Genomic DNA, 22,279 nt, shown 5'->3' on the forward strand with positions numbered 1-22,279 from the left:
CCACCTTTTTTGATTAGAGCCACAGAAAACCACACAATAATGCAAAAAGCCACATATTTCTCACATGCCGATGGAAAAAATTGCGAGCATCGCGACGGGGCTGCCCGCGCACGAATGCTGCAAAACGAGACTGTTCGGAAATGAGGCGCGGACATGCCCGCCGGGCGTCACCGCGCCGCGGGAAACACGATGTCTGCCTGGAAACCGTCAACACGCCCGGCAACGGGCGATGTGAGGACGAGGCTGGCGCGCATCTGTGCCAGGAGCCGGTCGGCGATGGAAAGCCCGAGACCCGAGCCTGCGGCGAGCGTCCTGCCGCGGGAAAAGCGCTTGCGCACCGCGGCCAGCTCCGCCTCCGACATGGCCGCCGCGCCGTTGCGGATGCACACATTGCCCGTTTCGGTCAGGCGGATTTCGACGGGCTCGTCCGTCCGCCCGTGCAGCAGCGCATTTTCGACGAGGTTGCGCAGCACGATGGCGAAGGCGTCGGCCGTGCCCTCGCGCAGGGCCGGTCCCGCAAGATCGCTCCGGAAACGGATGCGGCTTGCGGTGCCCGATGCGCGCTGGAAATCCGTGACGACGACGCCGAGCACGTCCACGAGGTCGAAGGTCGTCTCGCTGACGCCGATCCCGGCCTCGGCGCGGGCGAGCTGGAGCAGCTTCTCGGTAAGCTTCGTCAGCTTCTGCAGGGAGGCCTCGATCTGCCGGGCGCGGGCGTGGGTCGGGGCGTCCTTGAGCTCGGCCATGAGCAGCTGCGTCTGCGCCAGCGCGCCGGCAACCGGCGTGCGCAGTTCGTGCGCGCTGTTGGCGGTGAACTCCCGCTCCGCCGCCAGCACGGCGCGCAGACGCGCGAGCAGGAGGTTGACGGAGCGCAGGATCGGCTGCAGTTCCCGCGGCAGGTTCTCCGCCGCGATCGCCGCGAGATTGCCGCCGTCCTTTTCACCGATCGCCGCCCGCAGCGTCTCGACCGGCAGGAGCACGCGGCGCACGACGAACCAGACGGCCAGCACCGTGGCCGGCACGATCAGCAGCACCGGCAGGAGCAGCGCCAGCGCGCCCTCGACCATCGCCTCCCGCCGTTCCTCGGCGGAATCCTCCACCTGCACGAAGATGGCCCCGTCCGCCGTCGCGGCGGTGTAGACCCGCCCCCGCGCGCCATCCCGGAAGCCGACCTTCAGCGGCACGTCGAACGGCTCCGCCGAGGCGGTGTGCGAATGCAGCAGCACGCGGCCCGCACGGTCACGCACCTGGTAGGTCAGGTATTCCTCGCCGGGCTGCGCGGGCGAGCGCTCGATGCGCCGGGGGACATTCAGGTCGTCGCGACGGTTGAGGTCGTCGACGACGAGCGGCACCAGGCGCTCGGCCGTCTCCTGCAGGGCGCTGTCGAAGATCTCGCCGAACTCGTCCTGCATGACGAGCGCGCCGAAGCCGACGGCGACGAGCCAGAGGCAGGTGGTGATGACGGTGATCCACAGCATGAGCTGGCCGGCAAGGCTCTTCGGCCGGAAGGCGCTTGCGCGCCGCTCATCGCTCTGCGGTGCCGGCCCCGTCATCGGCCGAGCCTGTAGCCGATGCCGCGCAGCGTCTCGACGCAGCCCTTGCCCAGCTTCTTGCGCAGCCGGCTGACATAGACCTCGACCGTGTTGCTCTCGATCTCCGCACCGAAGGCATAGAGCGCCTCCTCGATCTCGCCCTTGGAGACGACCGCATTCGGCCGCGTGGCAAGCCGCGCCAGCACGGCCCATTCGCGGCCGGACAGATCGACCGGCGCGCCGTTGCGCAGGACCCGGCGGTCGGCCAGCGCGATCGCCATCGAGCCGGCTTCCAGCACCGGCAGCGAGGAGGCCGCATAGCGCCGCGCGACGGCAAGCATGCGCGCACCGAGCTCGCCGAGGTTGAACGGCTTGACGAGATAGTCGTCCGCCCCGCTGTTCAGGCCCTCGATACGGTCGGAAATCTGGTCATGCGCGGTGAGGATGATGACCGGCACGGCCGTGCCGGCGCGGCGCAGGTCCTTCAGCAGCGAGAGCCCGCTGCCGTCGGGCAGGCGCAGGTCGAGCAGGATCAGCTCGTAGCCGACCGCATCCGTCGCCGTGCGGCCGTCCTCGAGCGTCTGCATCCAGTCGACCGCATGGCCGAGCCCGGCCACGTAGTCGCGCACCGCCTCGCCCAGAACGGCATCGTCCTCGATCAGCAGAACCCTCACGCGCCCGTCTCTCCGCACCATGCGACGGCCCGCCCATGCGCCCGCGCGTCACCTTCCGAAACCGGAGAATACACGGGGAAAGCCAGGCTCGCCATCGTCCGTCCCGATCAGGACACGGCGCCGCGCCGGCAGGCGGACAGGAGGTCGAGCGCGGGGTCGCGCACCCTGGTTTCCACCCGCATCATGCCGAGCACGGTGTGGAAGAGCGTGTCGTGCGATTGCGGCTTCGCCGTCTCCGCATCGAGGCAGGCGCCGGAATAGGCGGCCTTCGCATCCTTGCCGAGCCAGAGCACGAAGGGCACATGGGTCTGCTCGCCCGGCGCGATCATATAGGGCGCGCCGTGCAGGTAGAGGCCGAATTCGCCGAGCGATTCGCCGTGGTCGGACATGTAGAGCATCGAGACGTCGAGGCTGCCCTCGGCCTTCTGCAGCCGGTCGATCACGCCGGCGAGGATGTGATCGGTATAGGCGATCGTGTTGTCATAGGCATTCACGATCTCCTCGCGCGTGCAATCGGAAAACTCGGCGCTGCGGCAGTCAGGCCTGAAGCGGCGGAATGCCTCCGGATACCGCAGCCAATAGGACGGGCCGTGGCTGCCGATCTGGTGCAGCACCAGCACGGTGTCCGCCTTCACCGATCCGATCCAGGCGTCGAGGGCATCGAGCAGCACCTGGTCCCGGCACTCGCCGCCCGAGCAGTCGCGCGGGTTGCCGCCCCCGACCAGCGAGCGCTCCCGCACGCGGGCGGCGATCTTCTTGCTGCCGGTATTGTTGTCCCACCATTCGACGGCGATGCCCGCATGGGCGAGCACGTCGAGCAGGTTCTCGGTCTCCAGCCCCCTGCGGTGCGAATAGTCGGCGCGGGTATAGACGGAGAACATGCACGGCAGCGAGACGGCGGTCGCCGTGCCGCAGCTCGTCGTGTCGCCGAAATAGAAAATATCCTTCGTCTTCAGTTCCGGATTGGTCTCGCGCCCATAGCCGCCGAGCGAAAAATTGGCGGCGCGCGCCGTCTCGCCGGCAACGACGACCATCAGCCGCGGCTTGCGCCCGGTGACGGGACCATCGCTGACACGGGCATCCGTGCCGAGCGGGGTGGCGACGACGTTTCGATCGGCCGACTGGCCGGCGGCGAACTGCACGGCCGTGGCGAGCGGCACGAAGGGGTTCAGCGTCTCGAACCAGTCGTGATGTGCCCGGACGGTGGCGGCATAGACGCGGGCATGGGAAAGGCCGGCGACCAGCGCGATGACCAGCGCGGGCAGGATGACCACGAGATTGGCGCGCAGCTTCCAGAAGAAGGTGTGATGACGGACCCTGACCCACAGGAGAAGCGCTGCGGGCAGCACGCCATAGACCAGCATGTGGAGGACGAAACCCGGCGTGATCAGGTGCCCGGCCTCCGCGCTGTTCGTCTCGGCCGCGTTGCGGATCATCTCCATGTCGATGATCACGCCGTAGCGGTCCATGAACCAGGCGCCGGCGGCACTTGCCAGGATGAGCAGGATGAAGATCGGCTTCATCACATATTTCAGCGAGACCGCGACGCAGAGCGCGATGTAGAGGCAGGCGATGCCGATAGCGATGGAGAAGAACGTCGTCGGCCGGCCATCGAGATAGAGCCAGCCCTTCGACCAGAAGCTGCGGTTGGTCAAGGCCAGCAGGTAGAGCGCCGTCAGGATGCTGACGGCAATGCTGCCGAGCTGCGGCCGCCAGAAGGCGGGGGAGCCGGCCTTGCCGGTTGTCTCGCGCATCGGATGTCCTTTCGAAAGCGTCTCCGGCAGCCCGCGGGCCACCATCCCGCCCCTCCCTGCCCCGCGAAACTGACAGCCGCCTGAACGAACCCGGCGGCGACGTTCAGCGCGGCGTCAGGTTGGCGGTGGACAAGACGGCTGTTCGAATATGAGGTGACGCGTGAGATCGAGACTGCTGCATCCGGGAACGCTGTTCGTGACGGCCCTGGTTTTCCTGGTCCTGTCGATCCCCCTCGCCCAGATGCAATTTTCAAGGCCCCACGGCCAGGACCTGAGGCAGGCGCTGATGCTGCGGGCGGGTTGAAAAATCCGATTGCAAAATGCAATCGGATTTGCGACAAATCCCGCAGACGCGGAGGTTGCCATGAAACCCGTTCTCTATGCCCATCCCTTTTCCAGCTACTGCCAGAAGGCACTGACGGCGCTCTACGAAAACGGCACCGGTTTCGACTACCGCATGCTCGACCACAACGATCCGGAGACGATCGCCGATTTCGAGAGGCGCTGGCCGATCAAGCGTTTCCCGATCCTGGTCGACGGCGACCGGACGATCGTGGAAGCGAGCATCGTCATCGAATATCTCGGGCTTCATTACCCGGGGCCGGTAAAGCTCATTCCCGACGATCCGAAGGCGGCGATCGAGGTGCGCATGCTCGACCGTTTCTTCGACAACTATGTCTCGACACCGCAGCAGAGGATCGTCTTCAACGCCATCCGGCCGGAAGAGAACCGCGATCCTTACGGCGAGAAGGATGCACGCGACATTCTGGAGCGGGCCTATGCCTGGCTCGACAGCCACATGGACGGCCGGATCTGGGCCACGGGCGACACCTTCACGCTGGCCGACTGCGGCGCCGCTCCCTTCCTGTTCTATGCGGACTGGACGCACGCCATCGATCCGGCCTTCGCCAATGTGCATGCCTATCGCCGGCGCCTGCTCGCCCGCCCCTCCTTCGCCCGCGCCGTGGACGAAGCGCGGCCCTTCCGGAAGTTCTTCCCGCTCGGGGCGCCCGACCGCGACTAGAGACCCAACGGCTAGCCGGCGCGGCAGTGCCGCCGTTCATCGGCCGTGGCCTCGCGCTCGATGCCGGTTATGACGAGGACCGGCAGGCTCTGCCGCCTGCCGGCAATCTCCTGGTCGCGATCCTCGACATGGCCGCGCAGGACAAGCCGGCCGTAATAGAGCGCATCCGTCTCGAGGATGCGCTGCCGGTCCGCCTCGGCAAGCCCGTCGATATCAGGGGAGACGCCGCGTGATTCCGCACCGCTGTCGAGATTGCGGATGGCGGAGGACGGGCACGGCGCCGTCACGCAGCGAAGGCCGTTGTCGCAGACGATATAGCGATCCTGCGCGGCAGCGAGCGGAGACGCGAACAGGGGCAGCACGGCGGCAAGGGCAAGGGTTCGAAGGCGCATGCATCATCCTCTGCAAGGATTGCGGCCAAATCGCGTTACTTGCGGCCATCCCGCTCGCGGCGCATTTCGGCAAGCGCGCGGATGGCGTCCTGCCGGCCGGTCTCGCCCAGCGCTTCGAACAGCCGCATGGCATCCGTGCGCCGGCCGAGATTCTTGTAGGCATAGGCGCGCAGCACCATCAGGTCCGCCGGTTCGGCATGGAACTGGCGGCGCCGGTCGAGGAACATCAGGGTTTCACGATAGCGTTGCGCGCGAAAACTGCTGACGGCGCGGTCGCCGAGGATCGCCGTCTGCAGTTCGGCGACGCGCCCCTGCTCAAGCCGCGCCTTGGTAGCGGAGACCGCGGCATCGCTCGTCAGCCCCGCGCGCAGATAGGCAAGGCTCTGACCATAGGCGGCATCGCTGCGGGTGCGGCCCTCGCCGGCAAGCGCCGCCTCGAAGGCCTGCGCGGCCTCCAGCGGCCGGTTGATCTCCATCAGGCACCAGCCGAGCGAGAGCGCGCTCGCCGCCGACAGGCCGCCGGGATCACGCGTGCTGCGGCAATCGACGGTGCCGTCCGTCCGGCGCGCCGTGCGGGCGCCGCGCTGCGGCTTCAGGGCAACCTCCTCGACCACCGTGCGCGCCGGCACGCGGCGATCGGTCCGGACGATCCGTGCCTGCCGTTCGCGCAGCGCCGGCGCGGCGTCGTCGCTGGTGTCCCGCTCGCCGAGCAGCGCGATGCGCTCGGACCGGCCCGCCCAGGCCCGCTTGACGGCGGCAACGCCCGCGCGGTCCTCCAGCCTCAGCCGCGCGACGCCGAGCCCGTAGGCGGCGGGCTCGTAGTCCGCCTTCCACGCCAGCACCTGCGAAAACCATTCCTCGGCCGTTCCCGGCTGGTCCATGGCCAGCGCATACCAGCCGAACTGTTCGCCGGTCTGCGGATGCTTCTCCTCCAGCGTCACCTGCGCGATGCGGCCGAGCACCTTGGCATCGAGCTTCGGCGGCGGATCGAGCGCCAGGAGGTTGGCGGTGGCGGCGAGATAGGTCTGCATCGCCTGTTCGGAGGTCGTGCGCCAGGCATACATCACCTCCTCCGCCTCGCCCGGCATCTTGCGCGCGAGGAGGATGAGGGCGAGCCCCTGCGAGGCCGAGGCGGAATCCTCGACGGCACGCGCCTTGCGGAAGAAGGGTTCGGCCAGCGCGTTCTGGTCGCGCCGCAGGTGATACCAGCCGAGCAGCAGCGCATCGGAGGCGAGCCCCTCGTCCGTCACCAGCTTCTCGACGAGCTTCAGATAGGCCGGCGCGACCGTGATTGTCGCATCCTCGTCGCCCTCGCCCACGAAGCGGCGGGCGAGATCGTTGCGGATCGTGTCGAATTCCTTGACGCCATCGGCGCCGGTGCGCTCGCGGGCGATGAGATCCTGCATGTCGGCATAGCCGAGCAGGGTCGAGGCCTTCTGCACGGTGGCGACGCGGATCGGCCCGTCCGAGCAATTGTCGAGCATGTAGCCGTAGGCATCCTTGGCGCGCTGCACGCGCTCGGTCTTCACGAAGGCCTCGGCGACGCGCCAGAGCACATCCGCATCCGAGCAGGTAAGCAGGCTCGGCGTCTCCGCGCCGAGGCGCACGACATCCTCGCTGCGCCCCGCATTGGAGGCGGCCACCAGCTCGGCGCGCTTCTCCGCCACGTCGAGGCGGTCGACGAGGTCGGCGGGCGGCGTCCATTGCGGGTCGTCCTGCTGGCGCCTGGCGATCGCCGCGCGCACGTCCGCATAGCGCGACTGGGCGTAGAGCGCCCACATCTCCTCGAGCTGCCGGTCTTCGTTGACCGGCACGGCGAGCGGGTTCTCCGGCGGCGTCCAGGTGGGGTAGAGCGTGCGCAGCCGGGCGATCTCCGCATTCAGCCGGGCGGTATCGCCACGGGCGGCGAAGTAGCGCAGCGCGCTTTCATCGACCACCGGCCTGGTCTCGGCGGCTTCCACGACGGGCGTCGGCTCCGTGCCGGTGCCGGCCGCCTGCCCGGTCTGCTGCGCCTGCGCGATTTCCACGACGCGCGACCGCTTCGTCAGGGAGGGAGGCGCGTCGTCCGTGCTGCTGGTGGTGACGTCGTCGGTTCCCGCGCCAAGACGCGGCAGGCCCTTCATCAGGCCATCGGGCACGCCGAAGGATACGCCTGCGACGCTGGCTGCGCCGGCGGAGACGAGGACGAACGCCACGAGGATCGACTTCATCCCGAATTTCCTTCGGTCCATCACTGCCACCACAGCACCACGCGTCGGTCATGACGCACAACGGACGCTGCAACACTCAACTTCCAATCGACCCCGGCCCGGTTTACAGCGACATCATGCGCCATGAACGATGGAACATGTCGTCCTTTCCCCGGGAAGAGCCAACCAGTCGTGATAAAACCCCGATAGGGTTAACCGTCGGTAAACAGGCGCGATCAGACTTCCCTGCCGAAGCGGCGCAGGAGGCCGGACGTGGCGATGCCGAGCAGGATCGACAGGATGCAGAACACCACCGCATAGGCGAGGATGTTGGAGGACAGCCAGTTCGCCGCAATGAGCCGCATGTTGGAGAAGGTCCAGGGCTGCGTCGCAACGAAGCGGGTTCGGCTGACCGGGCGCGTGTCGAGCGCGTCCGCGTCCTTGCTGTCCAGGCTGACATAGCCGTCGAGCTGCTGCCAGCGTTCGTCCTGCGCGACCGCCACCATGCCGGCCTTGAGGTCGGCCCCGGTCGGCGCGGAGAGCACGGTCCAGGTCGCGCCTTCGTCGGGGCTGTCGCCCTGCGCGACGAGGAAGCGCGCCGTATCGCCCGGTGCCACGAGCGGCTCTTCGCCGGGCAGCAGGCGAAGCGAGGAGAGCGGGATGTCGAAGGTCTCCTGCAGCCAGGCTTCCAGCGCGGAAATCTGCCCGCGCCAGGAGCCGCCGCGCACGCGCGACTGCCACTCGTCTATGGCGTCCTGGGTCGCGCCGTGCTGCGCGCCGCCATCGGCCGGCCCGCCCCAGGCCGACGCGCTCTCGGCGGCGATATGCGTCTGGCCGAGCACGAGCGGGGGAAGCTGCGAGATCGTGCCCACCAGGATGGCATTGCGTTCGCCGATGGCGAGCGCCGAGGATTCCGGGCGGACCTGCAGCGCGCGTCCGCTCGAGACCGCCATCTTGCCGAGGAAAGTCGCGCTGGTCGACAGGGTGTCCGCGTCGAGGCGGTCGAGATAGAGCGCCACCGGATCGACCTGGCGATTGTAGGGGAAGCCCGTGCCCGACAGGGCGGCAAGGCTGGGGAGCTGCGCGACGCGGGCAAAACGCGGCATGCGGAACTCGGAGGAATCGAACAGCGCGAAGCGCGGCTCCTCGCTTGCGCTGGAGCCCGGCGCGCAGATCTTGTCCGCCTCGGTCAGGAGCGCGGTCTCGATGTCGATGCGGTTCGGCCCGGGCCGGAAATGCCGCATGGTCACGCGGATCGGCAGATGGCGGAAGACGCCGCCGTTGCGGCTGGTGATCGGCACCGTCGTCGCGATGTTGCCGTTCACATAGATGTCGATATGGCTGCCCGGCAGCACCTCCGGCGAATAGGCCGCATCGAGCAGCAGCGTCGCCTCGCCATAGGCATCCGCATAGAAATCCGAGGGAATGCCGATGTCGAAGCCGGTCCGATAGCGCCGGCCGCTGAATTCGCCGGTGCGCACGCCGAGCGAGGCGAAGGTCGGCGACGTCTCTCCCAGGATGAGCGGCATGTCCGCGCCGTTGCGCTGGCGCACGCTGAGGGCTTCGCGTGTCACGCTGAGCGGCCGGTCGATGGGCGAGACCATGCCTTCCACCGCGCCTTCGATCGACGGCCAGTCCGGCCCGCTGACGACGAAGACCTTGCGGTCGCCGTCCGGCGCATCGACGAAGGTGGCGACGGCCGAGGAGCGCGCCGTCGCGGGCAGGCCCGGCAGCAGCGCCGCCAGATTGCCGGCCGTGCCGACCAGCACCGTCAGTTCCCCGGCCCCCGCCGTCGGCGGCAGCGTATCCGTAAGGTCGAAGGTCTGGTTCGGCATCTTCGCCATTAGCGCGAGCCCCTGGCTCAGCCGCATCAGCGCATTGGTGGCGACGGGCTGGCCCATTTCCGGCACGACCATGACGAACTTCGTCTGCCCCGTCGGCCCGAGGCCGATGGCCGCGATATCGTCGGTCGTCAGGAGGCGGCCGCTCGTGTCGCGCGGCACCGTCAGGTAGGTGCGGGCCGGGTCGAGCGACGTCCACAGGTCATAGGTCGAGCGGATCGTGCAGTCGGTGCGGTGGCGGTGCGCGGCATTGAAGGTCACCCGGTTGACGCCGGGGCGCAGGAGGCCCGCCGGCAGATCGAAGCGCACGTCCTTGATGCCTTCCGCGGACTGGACCGGCACCTCGCCCACCACCACGTCGTTGACGACGACGGTGAGCCGGGAGGATTCCGGCGCCACGACGACGGCGTTGGAATAGCCGAGATTGATCGTGGTCGCGCTGCCCGCCTGCTGCGGGGTGAGGAAGAGCGGGAAGGACTGGCTTGCGACCTCTCCTTCCAGAAGCAGCGATTTCGCGGGAACGATGTAGCGCCGCGTGGAAAGGTCGGGGGTCGCCGCCTTCTTCTCTGGCTGCCTGGTTTCCCGCACCGCGGGGGTGGTCTCCTCCACCGCCGGCGTCTTCTCGGCGGCCGGATCGCGTTCGCCGGACATGTCGAAGGGCACGGACGTATCCTGCGCGAAGGCGACGGACGCGGACAGCGAGAAGACGAGGCCGCAAAGCGCGGCCCTGACGGGCAGGAGCATCACGAGGCAGCCTCCTTCTTGCGTCCGCCGCCAAGGCTGCGCGCGAGATAGAGCAGCCCGCGGCTGGTCTGGTAGACGGCGATGCCGAGGAACCACAGCGAGCCGCGGAACAGGCCCGGATTGTAGCGGCGCGAGACCTGGAAATCACTCCACTGGTTGGAATTCGCGAAGATCAGGTCGGCAACGAGCGAATGGTGCCGCGCCACTTCCGGCATGAAGCGGCAGCCGACCGCGATCACGCTGCCGAGGTTTTCGACATTGCGTACATCGACCGGCAGGACTTCCTCCTGCCCGGCGCCGTAGGGCGTGAAGCGCAACGCGCAGCGCGCGTCCTTCGCCAGGTCCGGCTCCAGCCCGAAGACCTGCACGCGCGCGCCGTTGGCCGAGACATTCTCCAGGGTCGAGGGATATTCCCGCCCGTCTACGATGAAGGTGCAGCGGCGCTTGACCGTCACGCGCCGGCTCGCCGCCCTTTCGCTGCGCTCCGAGACGACGCCGAGCGCGCAGCCCGCGATGATGAGGTTGAGCAGGTTCCAGCCGCCGACGACGAAGGTGACGTCGGCCTTGTAGGGCTCGGAATAGAAGCGGTAGATGCTCATCAGGAAGGCGACGAACAGCACGGCGAAGATGACGAAGAACGGCCGGCTGATCTCCGAAAGCCGCGATTCGCGGATCGACTCGTCCTTCGCGGTCACCTTGAAGGTCGGCTTGGTCGGGTTCAGCATGACCGAAACGACGGCGGGCAGGAGATGCACGCTCTGCACATATTCGTAGAGCTCGGAGATCCAGGGCCAGCGGAACGAACCGTAGAGATAGTTCTGCATCATCAGGTTCACGAGCATGTAGGCGAGCGTGTAGCCGAGGAACTCGCCGCCGGAGGCCGTGAAGATTTCCAGGTCGAAGAACAGGTAGAACAGCGGCGCGAAGAGGAAGATCGTGCGCGGGAAGGGAAACAGCCAGAACAGCATCGACGACATGTAGCAAAGCCGCTGCGGCAGCGAGAGGCCGCGCTTGAACAGCGGGAAGCGGAAGCGCAGGATCTGCATCATGCCCTGCGCCCAGCGGCTGCGCTGGCCGATGAAGCTGGCGAAGGTGGCAGGCTGCAGGCCGGCGATCAGCGGCTTGTCGACATAGACGCTGTTCCAGCCGCGCGAATGCAGCGCCAGCGCCGTCTCGCAGTCCTCGGTGATCGAGAGGCCGGAAAAGCCGCCCGCCTCGTTGAGCGCGGTGCGCCGCAGCACGGCGGCCGAGCCGCAGAAGAAGGCGGCGTTCCACTTGTCGAGGCCGCGCTGGATGATGCCGTAGAACATCTCGTTCTCGCTCGGCATCGTCTCGAAGGTGCGCAGGTTCCGCTCCAGCGGATCCGGGTTGAGGAAGAAATGCGGCGTCTGAACGAGGAAGAGCTTCTGGTCGTCGGCGAAGTAGCCCACCGTCTCGCGCAGGAAATCGCGGGCCGGCGCATGGTCCGCGTCGAAGACGGCGATCAGCTCGCCGGTCGAGTGCTGCATGCCGTTGTTCATGTTGCCGGCCTTGGCATGCTCGTTGCGGGCGCGGGTCAGGTAGTTGACGCCGAGGTCGCGGCAGAGCGCCTGGAGCTCGCGGTGGCGGGCTTCGGCCACCTGCGCCTCGATCACCGCCGCCGCATTGCGCTTCTGCTCCGTGCCGCCGTCGTCGAGCAGCCAGACCGTGAGCTTGTCCGCCGGATAGTCCATCGCCTTGGCGGCGGCGAGCGTGTTGGCGAGGAGGCCGGTGTCCTCGTTGTAGCTCGGCACGAAGACGTCGACCGTCGGCAGCCGGCCCTCCTCGGCGACGCGGCTCTTGCGCGGCGGCAGCGGCATGGCGACGACGAAGAGGCTGAGCGCCAGCATCATCACACTGTACATCTCGGCGAGATAGAGCAGGAAGCCGGGTATGAAGTTCTCCAGCTGGTTCAGCGGCGGCAGCGTGCTGGTGGTGCGCCAGTAGACGTAGCGCAGCACGACGGCGGTGCCGAAGGCGAGCGCGATCAGCCGCCAGATGCCCTCGGCGCGCAGCACCTTGATCACCGCCATGAAGGTGACCACCGCGATGCTGGCGATGAGCTGGGTCTGCAGGTTGATGGGCAGCGTGATCACGAGGATCACCAGGGCGGAGACCAGTGCCCACAGGATGATCGTGCCGATATGTCTCATACGCCGTCCTTCGCCGTCATAGCGCGTTCCAACCCGGGACCTTACGCCCCATTATGTTAAGGAAAAATTAGGCGCCGGACTTCAATTGCAGGTTGTCGGCCCGGAGGACGATGTAATGCAAACGGGTGACGGCACCACGACGGCCTCCCCTTCCGTTCCAGAGACGGTGCCGCCGGTCGGCGACGGCACGATGACGGCATCGCCCCTGTCGAGCGCCTCGGTGCGCCGTTCGACAGGTTTCCTGTCCGTCTGGCGGCGGGCAGCCGGCACGCGCGTACCGGTCTCCACGACGGTCGTGATCGGCGCCTTGCGCTCCTCGATCGCGACCCGCAGCGGCTCGCCGCCGCCAATCCCGCTGTCGACCGCAGCCGGCGTGCCGTAGGGGTTCCAGGTCGCGCCGGAAAAGCCGCCGACGATGGTGTAACCGTACATCATCTCGACCAGTTCCTTCTCGCCCGCACCGGACTGGCAGACGCGCAGGCGGATCTGGATGGAGCCGTAGCTGTTGAGCTTGTCGCGGTCCGCCTCGTCCGCGCGGATCTGCTGCCAGCCATAGAGGCAGCCGTCGTCGCCCGCGCCGCGCCCGTAGGCGTAGCCGAACGGCCCGTAGCTGTTGCGCACGAAATTCGGCGAGATCGCCAGCGCGCGGCCGGGCAGCGCGGCGCGGATCTCGCTTCGGATCGCCGAATGCTGCACCGGCTTGAAGGCCAGCGTGCCGCCGGGCATCGCCGTCGTCTCCACCGGGCCGAAGGCCTGGATGCTGATGAAGTTCTGGCCGGGCGTCGCCGCCGAGGTGGACAGCGCGATCTGCTGCTCGACCGCATTGGTATATTGCCGCTGGATCACGCTGACGATGGACAACGTGCCCGGACTAGGCAGCACCAGCGCGCTCGACGCGGAAACGGTGGTGGAAAGCGTCGCGACACCGGCGCCCGGTCGCGCCGCGCAGCCGGCAGCCAGCGCTGCTGCCGTGCAGGCCGCAAGCAGGAGGCTCCTCTGAAACACCCTGCCGCCACGACCGGAAAAACGAATCGCCGCCGAATCATCCATGCAGCACTCATATTTCGCCCGGGCGCGAATAGGAATCCCCCATATCCAGCCATGGCGCTGCCGGCATCAGCTTCGGGCAAGCGGCATCTTTGGCCGCCCGAACGGCAAGAAGCCCCGGCATCCGCACGATGCCGGGGCTCTTCCGTCACCTCGACGGCGTCTTACTTCAGCTTGGCGCTGACGGCCTCGATGCCGGCGCGGGCGCATTCGTCGTCGATATCGCCGCTCGGCGCGCCGCCGACGCCGATGCCGCCGATCGTCTCTTCACCGGCCTTGACCGGCACGCCGCCGGCAAGCACCAGCAGGCCCTCGATCGAAACGAGCTGGGCAGCGGCCGGGTTCTTCCCGACATTTTCGGCGATCGTCTGGGTCGGCGTGCGCATGGACGCGGCGGTGTAGGCCTTGCGGACGGCGCTGTCGAGCGTGTGCGGGCCGGCGCGGTCGGCGCGCAGGACGGCGCGGGTGACGCCGGCGCGGTCGACAACGGCGACCGATACGTTGAACTTCTTGGCAGCGCAGGCCTTCACGGCAGCGTCGGCCGCCTCGACGGCGATGTCGAGCGGCATGTTGCGCTCGGTGAGGATTTCAGCCTGGGCGGCGCCGGCAAGCGTGAGGGCGGCGAAGGCGGCGGCAACGAAGGTCTTCATGTCTATCTCCATCTGGGCCGCTCGGTCTCGTTGGCGGCGACGGCCCTCTTTTCGGAGATTTCCGGCTTTCGCGGTATCGGTGGACGGACGGAGCGGGGTCGGTAGGACTACGGAGCCTGCCCGATCAGCGAAAGGCGCGCGAATTCCGCGACCGAGGTCGTGCCGAGCTTCTGGGCGATGTTGGCCCGGTGCGTATCGACCGTGCGGGGCGAGAGCTGCAGGGCTTCGGCGATCTCCTTCGTCGACCAGCCGCGCCCCACCATGTCCAGCACCTCGCGCTCGCGGTCGGTGAGCTGCGCCACCAGTTTCGCCGCCTCGGCCCGCTCCGCATGCACGTCCAGCGCGCCCGAGGCCTGCTGCAGCGCCTCGACCAGCACCTGCTCGTCGATGGGCTTGGTGAGGAAATCGACGACGCCGGCCTTGAAGGCGCGGCGGCAGGCATGCACGTCGCCATGGCCGGTGCAGATGATCGTCGGCCAGTCGCAGCCGATGGCGGCGAGCTTCTCGTGCAGTTGCAGGCCCGTGATCGCCGGCATGCGCAGGTCGAGCAGCAGCACGCCGGGCTTGAGTTTCGGCGCGCGGGCGAGGAACGCGGTGGGATCGCCGAAGGTCTCGATGCGGATGCCGTAGGTACCGAGCAGCAGCAACAGCGCGCTGCGCACCCCCTCGTCGTCATCGACCAGATAGACCGGCGCCATCGTCATTCCGCTGCCTCTTCCCGTTCCTCGATGCCGTCCGCCGGCAGCCGCACGGTGAAGACCGCGCCGCCCGCCGCCACGTTTTCCGCCGAAATGCTGCCGTCGAAACGCTCGACGATGCTTTCGCACAGGCTGAGCCCGAGCCCCATGCCGTCCGGCTTGCCGGAGAAGAACGGCTCGAACAGCCGCGGCAGGATATCCGGCGCAATGCCGGTGCCGTTGTCGCGAACGTGGATCGCATGGCCGGCCGCATCGGACGTGAGCGCCACACGCACCCGCCCGTCCGTCCGCCCCGCCTCGCCCACCGCGTCGGCGGCATTGCGGATGAGGTTGTGGATGACCTGCTCGATCTCCACCGGATCGACCCGCGCCAGCGCCGGGGCCTCCGGCAGGTCGACGTCGAGCGCGATGCCGCGCCGGTCGAGGTCGATGCGCGACAGCGCGACGATATCGGCGACGTGGCGCGAAAGGTCGTGCACGCCGGCCTCCGGCGCGCTCTTGCCGACATAGGCGCGCAGGCGCACCAGGATATCGGCCGCGCGTTTGGCCTGCAGCACATTGGCGGCAAGCACGCCGTCGATCGGCGTATCCTTGAGGCCGGCCGCCGCCGCGATGCGCCGGCCCGCCTGGCTCTGGCTGAGCAGCGCCGTCAGAGGCTGGGTCAGTTCATGGGCGATGCCCGAGGCCATTTCGCCCATGCTGTTGATGCGCAGCGCATGGGCAAGCTTCGTCTCGTGCTGGCGCAGCGCCTCTCGCCGCGCGGCCGCCTCCGCCGCCTCCCGCGCCAGCACCGCCTCCTGCCGGTGGCGCAGCAGCGAGCGCACGAGCACAAGCCCGGCGAGCGAGATTGCGGCGAAGAGGGCAAGCGGCAGCGGTGGAAGAAGCGCCGCCAGCGTGACATGGCGTTGCAGCGAAAGGCGCAGTGGCTGCGTGGCGCTGGCGATCGGCGCCTCGAAGCGGATGGTGCGGGCGAGGAAGCCCGACCCCGCAGGCTGCGCCGCCCCCATCTCCAGCAGCGTGCCCTCCCCCGTCGCCAGCCGGAGCAGGGCCCAGCGCGGCAGTTCCTTGTCCTCGACGAGCTTTGCCCCGTCGATATCGAGGCTGACGGCCATCGTGTCGTTCATGCGCTTCATCAGGCGATAGTGGCCGGGCCGCGCATCCGCGCCATAGGCAGCCTTGCCGGCCGCCAGCGCCGCCACGGCCTTCGAGACCTCTTCGGGGCTCGCCGTCGCGCCATCGGCGGATGTCGCCGAACTCACGACGCTCGCCCCCTCGCCCGGCATCAGGCGGATGAGGTCGATCGCGACGATGCGCGGATAGAAGCGCAGGATGGATTTTGCGACGAGATCGAAATCCTCCGACGGCTGCGCCTGCGCAAGCCCGAGGGCACTGAGGCTCGTCAGGTGGGCATCGTGCTGGGCGACGCGCTGCGAGACCGCCCTTTGCAGCGCACGGCCGCTCTCGGAGACGTCCAGCTCCAGCGCCTGCCGGTGGCTTTCGGCCGAATAGAGGCCGAAGGCGGCGACAAGCAGCAGCCATCCGCCGGCAAGGGCGGCCGAGGAACGGAGAAAGGTCGGGCGTGCACGCATCCGGGATGAAGCCGCGTCAGGGATCGGGAGGACCATCATAGGGCCTCGCCCGCGCCTTGGCGATCCGCAGCACCACGGATATCGGCCCGGAGCCGGCCTGCGCTCCAGACAGAGATTTGCCGGGATCGCGTCAGGACAGGACCGGCAGCGACAGCGGTGCGAGCGTCGTGGCGGGCCGGCCGCGCGGATCGTTCGCCGGAAGGCGGCGCACCGCGAAATCCTGCACCGCCTGCAGCTCGGCCAGCGCACCGTCGTAATCGACCAGCGTCGGGCGATCCTCCCGCATGACGCAGGCGCCGTCGACATAGACGGCGTCGACGGCGCGTTCGGCGGCGCAGTGCAGGAGGTTGCGCAGCGGATCGTAGAGCGGCTGCATGCCGGGGTGCCTGAGGTCGACCAGCGAAAAATCCGCCTTCGCGCCGCGGGCGATGCGGCCGATGTCGCTGCGTCCCAAGGCCCTGGCACCCGACAGCGTGGCGGCCTCGAAGACCGCGGCGGTATCGACGTCGAAGACCGAACCGCCGGCGATGCGGGCGCAGATCATCGCCATGCGCATCTCCTCCAGCATGTTGAACGGATAGCTGTCCGTGCCGATCGCCACGTTGACGCCCGCCTGCCGGTAGCGGCCGAGCGATTGCAGCACCATGCCGCTGCGCGAGAAGGTGACCGGGCAATGGGCGACGCTCGTCCCGCTGGCGGCGAGCCGGTCGAGGTCGGCCGCCGTGCGCTGGCGCGTCCAAGCATGGCTGTCGATGAAGATGCAGTGCCCGAGGATGAAGTCCGGCCCGAGAAGGCCGAGGCTTTCGAGATAGGCGACGGCGGTGAGGCCGTGGCGGCGCATGAGCTCCTCGTGCTCGGCCATGGTCTGCGCGGCATGCACGGTGATCGGCACGCCGCGGCTGCGCGCCGCCTCCGCCGCCGCCTGCAACAGGTCCGGCGAGCAGGTCTCGACCTGCGCCGGGGCGACGATTCCGCCGAGCCGGCCCGAGGGATGCGCGCGGGCGGCATCGACCGTCTCCAGCGCCCGGGCGAAAGCGTCGCGGCCGCGCGCGGCGTCCCAGCGGAAATCGAGCCGGTGGCTGCCTTCGACATGCCAGGCCGCCTCGCGGAAGCCGGGGGCGACATAGGCGCGCGCGCCGCTCCTTGCGAGCGTCGGCAGCCAGCAGGCATGCGGGCCGGCAATGTCGACGAAGGTGGTGACGCCGCTGCGCAGGAGATCGCCGAGCATGACGGTGAGCGCGGCCTCGACCGCATCGTCGCCAATCTCGATCAGCGTCGAATATTCGTACATCGCCTGGCCCCAGAGGGCCGCCGTGCCGGCATCCTCGAACAGGCTCTTGGAGACCGGCTCCTCGCCGGAATGGCAGTGCACGTTGACGAGGCCCGGCATGACCATGCGGTCGCGGCCGGAGATTTCCGCGGTGAACGGCCCCTCGTAGCGCCCGCCGACATGGACGAAGCCGGCCGCATCGAAGGCGACGTCGGCATCGTGGAGATAGGCATGGCCGCCGCGGGCCGCATCATAGGCGATGACGGTATGGGCGTTGCGGATGACGGTGATCGTATCAGGCATGGGTCGTCCGGAAATGCTTTTCGAGGAAGCGGCTATAGGCGCCCATCAGGGCACTGAAGGTGAAGTAGACGGCGGCGGCGACGAGATAGCCTTCGAGCACGGCGATGCCCTGCCATTGCGGATCGCGGATGGCCGAGCGCACCGTATCGAGGAAATCGACGAGGCCGACGATGGTGACGAGCGTCGTATCCTGGAAGAAGCCGATGAAGAGGCCGACCATCGGCGGGATGACCTTCTTGAGCGCCTGCGGCAGCACGATCTTGCGCATGACCTGCCAGTAGTGCAGCCCGAGCGAGGATCCCGCCTCGTATTGTCCGGCGGGCACGTCCTGCAGGCCGCCGCGCACGATCTCGGCGATATAGGCGGAGGCGAAGAGGATGATCGCCACCTGCGCGCGCAGCAGTTTGTCGATGGTGACGCCCTCCGGCATGAACAGCGGCAGCATGACCGTCGCCATGAAGAGGATGCTGATCAGCGGCACGCCGCGCACGATCTCGATGAAGCCGACGGCGAGGACCCGGATCGCCGGCAGGTTGGAGGCGCGCGCCAGCGCCAGCACGATGCCGAGCGGCAGGGCGAGCGTCAGCCCGACGAAGGAGAGCATGAAGGAGAGCGGCAGGCCGCCCCAGCTCGTCGTCGCGACGGGCGTCAGGCCGAAGACGCCGCCGGCCATCAGGATGTAGAGCACCGGCAGGATGGCGAGGATCCAGGCGAGAAGCAGGCCCCGGCTCCAGAAGCGCGGCATCATGGAAACGAGGAAGGCGGCGAAGAGCAGCAGCAGCGCCAGCATCGGCCGCCACTGTTCGTCATAGGGATAGAAGCCGAACAGCATGTAGCGCAGCTTCTGCGCGACGAACGGCCAGCAGGCGCCGCTTGCCGCCTTGCAGGTCTCGCCATTGCCGGAGAACACCGCATCGACCACCAGCCAGCCGAAGGCGAGCTTGGCGATGAAGACGATGGCGGCGATGGACAGCACGCTGACGAGCGTGTTGCCGGGCGTGCCGAAATAGGCGGAAAGCCTGCCGAGGCGCGGGGCCGCCGGTGCCGGCTGCGGCGGCGCCAAAGCAAGGGTCTGGACGTCGGCCATCTCAGCGCTCCTTCAGCGCGACATGCGCATTGTACCAGTTCATCAGCAGCGAGATGGCGATCGACAGGGCAAGGTAGACGCCCATGAAGATCGCGATCGTCTCGATCGCCTGGCCGGTCTGGTTCATCACCGTGTTGGAGACCATGACGAGGTCCGGATAGCCGATGGCGATGGCGAGCGAGCTGTTCTTGAAAACGGTGAGATAGGTGTTGGTGAGCGGCGGGATGATGATGCGCAGCGCCTGCGGCAGCACGACGAGCCGCATGGTCTTGCCGCGGGCAAGGCCGAGCGCGGCGGCCGCCTCCCACTGCCCCTTGCTGACGGCCTGGATGCCGGCGCGCACGATCTCCGCGACATTGGCCGAGACGCTGAGCGCAAGGCCGAAGAGCAGCGCCACGAATTCCGGCCGCACATGCAGACCGCCCGTCAGGCGGAACTTTCCGGCCGTCGGGAAATCCCAGCTTATGCCGACGCCGCCCGCAAGCCAGAGCAGCAGGGCCGGCAGCACGAAGGCGGCCGTGGCGATGAGCCCGCCGTGGTTCGACCGGCCCGTCGCGACACGCTTGCGCATGGAAACCCGGCGGATGGCGAACGCCGCCGCCGCGCCGCCGAGAAGACAGGCGAGCAGCGCGCCGCCGCCGCTTTCGACCAGGGCCGCCGGCACGACAAGGCCGCTGTTGGAGAGATAGACGCCCGGCAGGAGGTTCAGCGCCTGCCTGACCGGCGGCAGGATGAGGATGATCAGCGAATACCAGAGGAAGAGATAGAGGAGCAGCGGCACATTGCGCAGAAGCTCGACATAGACGAGCGCAAGACGCGCCAGCAGCGGATTGCGCGACATGCGCGCAATGCCCACCGCAAGGCCGAGAAGCGTGCCGAAGATGGCGGCGAGCAGCGACACCTTCACCGTGTTGGCGATGCCGACGAGGATGGCCCGGCCGACCGTGTCGGTCGCCTCGAAGGCGATGGCGGCCTCGGTGATGACGAAGCCGGCGGGCCGGGTCAGGAAGTCGAAGCCGGTCGCGATGTTCTGCTTGGCGAGGTTGCCGCTCGCCGTCGAGAACATCGTCCAGCCGACGAGGATCACGGCGCCGATCGCGACGACCTGGTAGAAATAGGCGCGAAAGCGCATGTCATGCAGGAAAGCCATGAATCCCCACCGCTAAGAACAAAAAGGGGACGGGCGCACGCACCGCCATGCGCGCGCCCGGGTGAGCGCTTGAAAGCGATCAGCGGATCGGCGGCGAATAGATCAGGCCGCCGGCGTTCCACAGCGCATTGGGGCCGCGCGTCAGGCCGAGCCTGGTGCCCTCGCCGAGATTGCGCTCGAACACTTCGCCATAGTTGCCGACGCTCTTGATGATGCTGTAGCCCCAGTTGTTGTCGAGGCCGAGCATCTTGCCGAGCTCTTCCGTGGCGCCGAGCATGCGCTGCACGTCCGGGTCCTCGCTCTTCAGCATCTCGTCGACATTCGCCTGGGTGATGCCCTTCTCCTCCGCGGCCATCAGCAGCCAGACCGACCAGGAGACGATGTCGCCCCAGTTGGAATCGTTCTGGCGGAAGGCCGGCGCCAGCGGCTCCTTGGAGATGGTTTCCGGCAGGACCACATAGTCGTCCGGGTTGTTGGCGACGGCGCGGATCGAGGCAAGGTCGGACCGGTCGGAGGTGATCGCCTCGCAGCGGCCGGAATAGAAGGCCGCACGGTTCTCGTCCGGGCTTTCGAAGACGACGAGTTCGAACTTGCCGTTGATCGCGCGGAAGAAGTCGGAAATGTTCTGCGCCGTCGTGGTGCCCGGCAGGGTGCAGATCGCCGCTTCCGTCAGCTCCTTGGCGCTGGCGACGCCAAGCGACTTCGCCACCATCAGGCCCTGGCCGTCATAGAAGACCGTCGGGCCGAAATCGAGGCCGAGCGAGGCATCGCGCGAGAAGGTGTGGGTCGTCTGGCGCGACAGGACGTCGATCTCGCCGGACTGCAGCGCCTGGAAGCGCGTGTTGATGTTGGTCGGGACGAACTCGACCTTGTCGCCGTCGCCGAAGACCGCGGCGGCGATCGAGCGGCAGATATCGGCGTCGAAACCCTGCATGCGGCCCTTGTCATCGGGTGCCGCGAAACCCGGCGTCGCCAGCGAGACGCCGCAGACCAGCTTGCCCCGCGCCTTGACGGTTTCGAGCGTGCTCGCTGCCGAAGCCTGGCCGGCCATGGCAAGCCCGAGCGCGGCCGCGCAGATCGAAAGAAGTGCCTGCTTCATGCTTCCCCTCCCATTGGGTCTTGTTGGATGCGGCCGGCGCCGCCCTCCAGCGGCACCGCCCCATCGCGATCTTCCGGATCGCAATTATTGTGTACAATGCAAAAAACACATCATCAACAGTTCCCGATATGGAATGTCGACAATCCCGTGAAATCGGCCATGTACTTTGGGTATGAAGCTATGTATGTTGGACATTAACTTGTCGTTTCGCACGCTTTCAAGGCGCATCTCACGCCGCAGAAGGGTCCGGGCGTACCGACAAAGCTATCATGCGATACAGTTTTTCGGATATTTAATTATACAATCTTCGTCGGACATCCGTGGTCGGATCTCCCGCTTGGATTTCTCCCGGACGACGAGGCCGGAGCGCGAATGTTCCGGCCTCGTCGCTGTTTCGCGTCGGCGCGGCAGCTTTCCGCAACACGCATCTCCACTCCCCGCAGGCGGGGCTTACGCTGTCGCGAAAGCCCCTTCCGCTACGCTCCCGGATGCACCCGATTTTTTCCTCTTTCCACCGGAACAATCGCTCCCCTTTCCGGTTGGAGCAGGGTCGAAGACGATTGAGCGTGATCGCCCATGCCGGACCAATCCAAGCTGTTTCCCGACCACCGCAGGCTGTCGGGGGAGCGCTACACGATAGAAACCTTTCGCGCGGCCTATGACCTGCCGGCGCAGGAGGCCAAGCGCCTCTACGACAAGTTCGGTCCCTCGAAGCGGGAGTTGGACCTGCTCATGCGCGCCCGCGAGAACCCGGCGCAGTTCCTGAATTTCTGAGACGCGCCGGAACAAGCCCCGGAGTAATAAAGGAGCCGACCATGACCATTGGAAAGCCACAGAGCGGTGCCCCCGGCACCACCGAGCAATCCCCCCGCTGGGAAGGCCCCGAGGCGACGCGCCCGCGTGGCTACCTTCCCGCCAAGGACGATCCGGATCGCGACCGGGACGCCCATGGGGAAAACAATGCCGACCCGTCCCGGGAGAAACTGCGCGATGCCGGCAAGACCCGCGACGACCCGCCGGACGATGCCGCTAAGACCGAGGAAGAAAGGATCGAGCGCAAGCAGG

General features: G+C 67.7%; 18 protein-coding genes and 1 pseudogene. 4 read left to right on the forward strand and 15 right to left on the reverse strand.

What is annotated here, in order from left to right; genetic code table 11:
* Positions 1-167: 167 nt before the first annotated feature.
* The 3 genes from WMC41_RS13115 to WMC41_RS13125 all read right to left on the reverse strand — a co-directional run bounded on the left by WMC41_RS13115 (position 168) and on the right by WMC41_RS13125 (position 3,960).
* A complete protein-coding gene (locus WMC41_RS13115; protein WP_432343778.1) occupies positions 168-1,553 on the reverse strand; it encodes a histidine kinase dimerization/phospho-acceptor domain-containing protein in 1,386 nt (461 codons plus the stop codon).
* Positions 1,550-2,206, reverse strand: a complete 657-nt coding sequence (locus WMC41_RS13120) for a response regulator transcription factor (protein ID WP_244766877.1) — start codon at positions 2,204-2,206, stop codon at positions 1,550-1,552. Before WMC41_RS13120 ends, WMC41_RS13115 begins: the two co-directional genes overlap by 4 nt.
* A gap of 107 nt (positions 2,207-2,313) precedes the next feature.
* Positions 2,314-3,960: a phosphoethanolamine transferase gene (locus tag WMC41_RS13125; protein ID WP_432343780.1), complete on the reverse strand. Its 1,647-nt coding sequence runs from the start codon at positions 3,958-3,960 to the stop codon at positions 2,314-2,316.
* Between the two features lie 160 nt (positions 3,961-4,120).
* Between WMC41_RS13125 and WMC41_RS13130 the strand changes: the two genes are divergently transcribed.
* Complete coding sequence (locus WMC41_RS13130) at positions 4,121-4,264, forward strand: hypothetical protein (RefSeq protein WP_432343782.1); 144 nt, start codon at positions 4,121-4,123, stop codon at positions 4,262-4,264.
* A 60-nt stretch (positions 4,265-4,324) separates the two neighbouring features.
* On the forward strand, positions 4,325-4,984 hold the full coding sequence (locus WMC41_RS13135; RefSeq protein WP_432343784.1) for a glutathione S-transferase family protein: 660 nt from the start codon (positions 4,325-4,327) through the stop codon (positions 4,982-4,984).
* Between the two features lie 11 nt (positions 4,985-4,995).
* Here the strand turns inward: WMC41_RS13135 and WMC41_RS13140 are convergent, their stop codons facing one another.
* The 12 genes from WMC41_RS13140 to WMC41_RS13195 all read right to left on the reverse strand — a co-directional run bounded on the left by WMC41_RS13140 (position 4,996) and on the right by WMC41_RS13195 (position 21,214).
* On the reverse strand, positions 4,996-5,376 hold the full coding sequence (locus tag WMC41_RS13140; RefSeq protein ID WP_432343786.1) for a hypothetical protein: 381 nt from the start codon (positions 5,374-5,376) through the stop codon (positions 4,996-4,998).
* A gap of 35 nt (positions 5,377-5,411) precedes the next feature.
* Positions 5,412-7,586 (reverse strand): cellulose synthase, encoded by a 2,175-nt coding sequence (locus WMC41_RS13145; RefSeq protein WP_432343789.1) that lies wholly within the window; start codon positions 7,584-7,586, stop codon positions 5,412-5,414.
* A gap of 215 nt (positions 7,587-7,801) precedes the next feature.
* Positions 7,802-10,150 carry a cellulose biosynthesis cyclic di-GMP-binding regulatory protein BcsB gene (locus WMC41_RS13150; RefSeq protein ID WP_432348334.1) on the reverse strand — a complete coding sequence of 783 codons (2,349 nt, stop codon included), beginning with the start codon at positions 10,148-10,150 and terminating at the stop codon, positions 7,802-7,804.
* Positions 10,150-12,321, reverse strand: coding sequence for a UDP-forming cellulose synthase catalytic subunit (bcsA, locus tag WMC41_RS13155; protein WP_244766883.1), 2,172 nt, complete (start codon positions 12,319-12,321; stop codon positions 10,150-10,152). Before bcsA ends, WMC41_RS13150 begins: the two co-directional genes overlap by 1 nt.
* Before the next feature lie 81 nt (positions 12,322-12,402).
* Positions 12,403-13,371 (reverse strand): cellulose biosynthesis protein BcsN, encoded by a 969-nt coding sequence (gene bcsN / locus WMC41_RS13160; protein ID WP_432343792.1) that lies wholly within the window; start codon positions 13,369-13,371, stop codon positions 12,403-12,405.
* 161 nt (positions 13,372-13,532) lie between these two features.
* Positions 13,533-14,018: a GlcG/HbpS family heme-binding protein gene (locus WMC41_RS13165; RefSeq protein ID WP_272805933.1), complete on the reverse strand. Its 486-nt coding sequence runs from the start codon at positions 14,016-14,018 to the stop codon at positions 13,533-13,535.
* A 107-nt stretch (positions 14,019-14,125) separates the two neighbouring features.
* Positions 14,126-14,722 (reverse strand): response regulator transcription factor, encoded by a 597-nt coding sequence (locus WMC41_RS13170; protein ID WP_432343795.1) that lies wholly within the window; start codon positions 14,720-14,722, stop codon positions 14,126-14,128.
* The gene (locus WMC41_RS13175) at positions 14,719-16,305 is read right to left on the reverse strand and encodes a sensor histidine kinase (protein ID WP_432343798.1); all 1,587 of its coding nucleotides are present in this window, start codon (positions 16,303-16,305) and stop codon (positions 14,719-14,721) included. The genes WMC41_RS13170 and WMC41_RS13175 overlap by 4 nt, the downstream gene beginning before the upstream one ends.
* A gap of 130 nt (positions 16,306-16,435) precedes the next feature.
* Entirely contained in the window at positions 16,436-17,878 is a 1,443-nt protein-coding gene (locus tag WMC41_RS13180; RefSeq protein WP_432343800.1) for an amidohydrolase family protein, read from the reverse strand.
* Entirely contained in the window at positions 17,871-18,965 is a 1,095-nt protein-coding gene (locus WMC41_RS13185) for an amino acid ABC transporter permease (RefSeq protein WP_432343802.1), read from the reverse strand. Before WMC41_RS13185 ends, WMC41_RS13180 begins: the two co-directional genes overlap by 8 nt.
* A gap of 1 nt (position 18,966) precedes the next feature.
* Positions 18,967-20,115 carry an amino acid ABC transporter permease gene (locus WMC41_RS13190; protein WP_432343805.1) on the reverse strand — a complete coding sequence of 383 codons (1,149 nt, stop codon included), beginning with the start codon at positions 20,113-20,115 and terminating at the stop codon, positions 18,967-18,969.
* A gap of 79 nt (positions 20,116-20,194) precedes the next feature.
* Positions 20,195-21,214: an amino acid ABC transporter substrate-binding protein gene (locus WMC41_RS13195; RefSeq protein WP_432343808.1), complete on the reverse strand. Its 1,020-nt coding sequence runs from the start codon at positions 21,212-21,214 to the stop codon at positions 20,195-20,197.
* A gap of 576 nt (positions 21,215-21,790) precedes the next feature.
* Here WMC41_RS13195 and WMC41_RS13200 point away from each other — a divergent pair.
* Together WMC41_RS13200 and WMC41_RS13205 are read left to right on the forward strand one after the other, a co-directional pair.
* Positions 21,791-21,988: a hypothetical protein gene (locus WMC41_RS13200; RefSeq protein ID WP_244766892.1), complete on the forward strand. Its 198-nt coding sequence runs from the start codon at positions 21,791-21,793 to the stop codon at positions 21,986-21,988.
* 41 nt (positions 21,989-22,029) lie between these two features.
* Positions 22,030-22,221, forward strand: a pseudogene (locus WMC41_RS13205) (hypothetical protein); the annotation flags it as partial.
* Between the last annotated feature and the right edge of the window lie 58 nt (positions 22,222-22,279).

It is taken from the genome of Shinella yambaruensis, from assembly GCF_050859155.1.
GTDB lineage: Bacteria > Pseudomonadota > Alphaproteobacteria > Rhizobiales > Rhizobiaceae > Shinella > Shinella yambaruensis.